The organism is Mesorhizobium sp. M5C.F.Ca.IN.020.32.2.1 (assembly GCF_004023105.1).
In the GTDB taxonomy this organism is placed as follows: domain Bacteria; phylum Pseudomonadota; class Alphaproteobacteria; order Rhizobiales; family Rhizobiaceae; genus Mesorhizobium; species Mesorhizobium wenxiniae.
Map to the genome: position 1 here is coordinate 1 of NZ_RZSX01000519.1, position 4,603 is coordinate 4,603.

Annotated in this window: 3 protein-coding genes and 2 pseudogenes; 4 read left to right on the top strand and 1 reads right to left on the bottom strand. The window is 61.9% G+C overall.

Annotation, left to right across the window (positions count from 1 at the left end; translation table 11 throughout):
• The 4 genes and pseudogenes from EOA86_RS23200 to EOA86_RS23215 all read left to right on the top strand — a co-directional run.
• A pseudogene (locus tag EOA86_RS23200) lies at positions 1-882 on the top strand (peptidase S10); the annotation flags it as partial.
• Between the two features lie 82 nt (positions 883-964).
• Entirely contained in the window at positions 965-1,546 is a 582-nt protein-coding gene (locus EOA86_RS23205; protein WP_128343788.1) for a DUF1349 domain-containing protein, read from the top strand.
• 138 nt (positions 1,547-1,684) lie between these two features.
• Positions 1,685-2,395: an SDR family NAD(P)-dependent oxidoreductase gene (locus EOA86_RS23210; RefSeq protein ID WP_128343789.1), complete on the top strand. Its 711-nt coding sequence runs from the start codon at positions 1,685-1,687 to the stop codon at positions 2,393-2,395.
• A gap of 212 nt (positions 2,396-2,607) precedes the next feature.
• Positions 2,608-3,621, top strand: a pseudogene (locus EOA86_RS23215) (isopenicillin N synthase family oxygenase).
• A 238-nt stretch (positions 3,622-3,859) separates the two neighbouring features.
• Here EOA86_RS23215 and EOA86_RS23220 read toward each other — a convergent pair.
• A partial coding sequence (locus EOA86_RS23220; protein ID WP_164891924.1) for an IclR family transcriptional regulator occupies positions 3,860-4,603 on the bottom strand: 744 nt, incomplete at its 5' end.

Sequence of the window (4,603 nt, forward strand, 5' to 3'; positions counted from 1 at the left end):
TTTCGGGCTGCACTGCTCGCCAAGACGCTTCAGGATGATATCGGCGTCAGTCCTCGCGGCATCGTGCTCATCTCGCCGGCGCTCGAATTCACGCTCGTGCGCCCAGACGAGTTCCAGCCGCTCCACTGGGCGCTTGAGCTCCCGTCGCTGGCGGCGGTGCGCCTGCGCAGCGAAGGCGTCACCGGTTCCGAGCTGCACGAGCGGTTGGCCGATGTCGAACGCTATGCCCTCGGCGACTATCTTGTCGCGCTTGCCAGCGGGCTGGAACAGGGTGGGCGCCTGGCGAGCCCGCGCGTGGCCGAAATCACCGGCCTGTCGCTCGAACTCGTCAAACGAAACTTTGCACGCATTCCCACCGAACTCTTCGCCAAGGAGTTTGCGCGGGCAAGGGGCAATGTTCTCAGCGCCTATGACGGCACGATCGAAACGGCGGACATCGCCCCGGAAAGTCCAAGGCCTCGCGGTCCTGACCCGGTCCTCGACCGAAGCGTGCCGGTGCTCACTTCCGCCTTTGTCAGCTATGTGCGTGAGGAATTGAAATTCCGCACCGATATAAGCTACCGGCTTCTCAACCGTGAAGTCAGCGGCAATTGGGATTACGGGACGACCCCGACACGTCAGGGCTATGTCGGCGTGATGGATGACCTTCAGCAGGCGCGAGCGCTGAACCCCGGCCTCGGCGTTTTGATCGTTAACGGCTACACCGACCTGGTGACACCCTATTTGGCATCCCGCTACCTTGTCGGCCAGATTCCTTCGCTTCCTGGCGCAAAGCCGATCCGCATTGACCTGCTGGAAGGCGGCCACATGATGTATTTCAGGCCAGAGAGCCGGCGCGCGCTGAGAGAGGCCGCGTCCCAGCTCTACCAAATGCCGAAATGAAACGGTTGAACCCGCGTACAATGGTCCAGATGAGGGCGTAGGCTCGACGGATAACGCAACTCGAACCGGAGAGGCGAGCACGATGACATCTCAGGATGCAGAACTGACCTGGCTCAACCCGCCACCGCATCATGCTTTTGCCGACAGCACCGTGCATGTGCGCACCGGCAAGGAAACTGATTTCTGGCGTGAGACGTTCTACGGCTTCTGGCGCGACAATGGCCACCTCCTGTACCAGCAGGTCGAGGGCGACTTCAGCGCCGAGGTCACCGTCAAGGGGGACTACAAGGTGCTCTATGATCAGGCCGGTTTGATGGTCCGGCTGAGCGAGACGCACTGGGTCAAGGCCGGCATCGAGTTCACCGACGGGCTGGCGTATTTTTCTGTCGTCGTCACCAATGATGCTTCCGACTGGTCGTTGGTCAGCATCCCGGCTGGTCCGGACGGCGTGAGGATCCGGCTGACCCGCCATGCCGAGACAATCCGTGTTCAGTATCTTGATGCCGCCGACCATCACTGGAAGCCGGTGCGGCTCGCCTATTTCCCGCCCTCGAAAACAGTCGATATCGGCATGATGTGCTGTTCGCCGCAACGTGAAGGTTTCGAAGTCACATTCAGCGATTTTTCGGTCGGCCCGGCGATCTCGAGGGAACTCCATGACTGATGCGTCCCATGGCATGCGGGCCAATCGGACTTACGATCTGACGGACGGTCTGCCTCAGAACACGAATGGTAGGGCCTGAATCGCCAATCCGCCGCACTAGAATCCGTACCACACCAGAATCCGTAAGGGAGAAGCTCCATGACATCAGACGTGGCAGTTATCGCAGGAGCAGGGCTGGGGCTGAGCGCCTCGCTTGCACGTCTTCTCACCAAGGAGGGCTTTCGCGTGGTCCTGGCTGCCCGCAACCTCGGCAAGCTGAGCACGCTGGTCGACGAGACCGGCGCGCTGGCGGTCGAAACGGACGTTGCCGATGTCGCGTCAGTCGAAAACCTGTTCGACGTCGCCGACAAAGCCGGTCCTCTGTCGCTTGTGGTTTTCAACGCCAGCGGCCGCGCCCGAGGACCGATCGCCGACCTCGATCCCGAATCGGTCAGGCAGGCGTTGCTGGTCGGCGCCTATGGCGGGTTCCTGGTCGGCCAGCAGGCTGCGCGCCGGTTGCTTTCCCGTGGCTCCGGCTCGATCCTGTTCACCGGCGCCACCGCCAGCGTCAAGGGGTTTCCGGGTTCGGCCGGCTTTGCCATGCCAAAGTTCGGCCTGCGCGGACTGGCCCAATCCATGGCCCGCGAACTTGCCCCGAAAAACATCCATGTCGCGCATTTCATCATCGACGGTGTGATCGCGCCGAACGAGCCCGGACAGAATAGGCCCGGACAGGCCAGCGAACCCGACCGGCAGGATCGCCGGCTATCTCCGGACGCGATCGCCGAAGCCTATCTCGCAACCCACCGGCAGCATCGCAGCGCCTGGACTTGGGAGCTCGAACTCAGGCCATGGCTCGAGAATTTCTGAGCGTCGGCCGCACTGCAATTCGCCTATATGGTTGCCGTGATGCCTTCGTGCCATGGAACACCCGTTCGGACGTTATTTGCCTGCCGGCCGCCAAACGCAGCGCTGACTTTCTTCCATTGGCGTCGAGATTGGATCGACCATTGCTTTGATCGCAACGACCTGCGTGTCACCGTAAGGCCTGATCCAAGCCTTGAGGCAGGAGGAGGTCGACCATGGCCAGGATTGTACCCGTGCTCGATCTCAGCCGTCTCGAACAGGGCGCGTCGGAGCGTCGGACCTTTCTGTTCGACCTGCGCACGGCGGCCCGCGATGTCGGCTTCTTCTATCTCAGCGGGCATGGAATTTCGGCTGTTGAGATCGACGAGGTGCTCGACGCCTCGCGTCGGTTCTTTGCCTTGCCGGAAGCCGACAAGCTGGCCATCGAAATGGTCAAATCCCCGCAATTCCGCGGCTACACGCGCAGCGGTGGCGAACTGACCAAGGGCAAGGCCGATTGGCGCGAACAACTCGACATCGGCGTCGAGCGTCGACCCATACCACAGGGGCCGGGCATTCCTGCCTGGACGCGGCTGCAAGGGCCGAACCAATGGCCTTCGGCCCTGCCGGAACTCGAGCCGGCGCTGCTGGCATGGCAGGCCAAGGCGACGGCGGTGGCGATCCGCCTGCTGAAGGCTTTCGCGCTGTCGCTCAACCAGGCCGAGGACGCTTTCGATCCGATCTATAGCGGTGAGCCCAATCATCGCATGAAGATCGTGCGCTATCCCGGACGCGACGCAACCGGTGGCGACCAGGGCGTCGGCGCGCACAAGGACGGCGGCTTCCTGACGCTCCTGCTCCAGGACGACAACAGGGGGCTGCAGGTCGAATAGACGAAAGCTGGGTGAATGTGGATCCCATTCCCGGAACGCTGGTGGTCAACATCGGCGAGCTCCTCGAACTGGCATCGAACGGTTATCTCAGGGCGACCGTCCATCGTCACACCGCCGGCCGGTGTCGAGCGAATATCCGTTCCTTTCTTCTTCAGCGCCCGGCTCGATGCGACGATCCCGCTGCTGACACTGCCTGAAGAACTGGCTGCCGAGGCGCGCGGACCGGCGAGCGATCCGGACAACCCGCTGTTTCGCGACGCCGGAACCAACGTGCTGAAAAGTCGCCTGCGCTCGCACCCCGACGTGGCGCGCCGATATTATGCCGATCTCCTTGATACGAGGGCGTCATCTGTCTGAAAACGTCAGAGCAAATAGAACAGGAATTTTCGTCATCCCGCCGGCTTTTGGAATTTTGTTCGTCGCCAACACGCCCAAACAAGCTCAAACAGGTAACACCGTTCGACGGTTTCCTCCCATTCCGCTGAACGGCGTTCCCCCTCTGAAGGTTGTAACCTTCATTTTGGCCGGGCCGATTCGAGCCCGGCCTTTTTTCCGCGCTCTCTTGGCGAATGCGTCAGGGCCGGTTCTTCAAAAATTAGTTTCCCGCCAACGACAATCCACGGGCGCGTTCGCACAGCAGGGCAAGCAACTCGCTGCGCCGCGTTTCCGCTGTGTCGACTGGCAATACGAAGCAAAGGGTCTTGTTGATGGCGCCGTGGCCATCGCGGATAGGCGCGGCCATACACCACGTGAAGCGGTCGGCCAGAGCAGCGGTCTCGCTGAAACCTTGCTGGCGGGCCAGGGCGACATCGCTGAAGAATTCGGCTGGCGCAATGACGCGGCCGTCGGGCAGCTTGTAGTCGCCAGGCGGGATGAAGTCCTTCACCTCTTCCTCACTCATATGGCCAAGCAAGAGCCGCCCGGATGCCGTCCACGGGATCGGCACCTCGACCCCGACATCGCTTGAAATCCGGAAAGGGCCGGAAGAGTCACGACAATCGAGAACGATGTATTTGTTCCCGCGCAGGCCGCACAGCTGCACGGTCTCGCCTGTCTCGGCGGCCATCTTGTCCAGCGTCTCGATGATGCGCCGGTAGTGGGCGTTGTGATGCGAGTAGGCCCAGCCGAACAGATGCATAGCTCGCCCGAAATAGACGTAGCCTTCCGTCCCGACATTTTCGAGCATTTCGGCTTCGAGCAGGCTGTTGACGATTTCGTAGGTGGTCGAACGCGGTGCGCCGATCATCTTGGCGATGTCGCCGACGCGCATCGGCGCGCGGTGTCGTAAAAGCGCTTCCAGCAGCATGATGACGCGGTCGATGCCGCGGCGCCGTTCGCC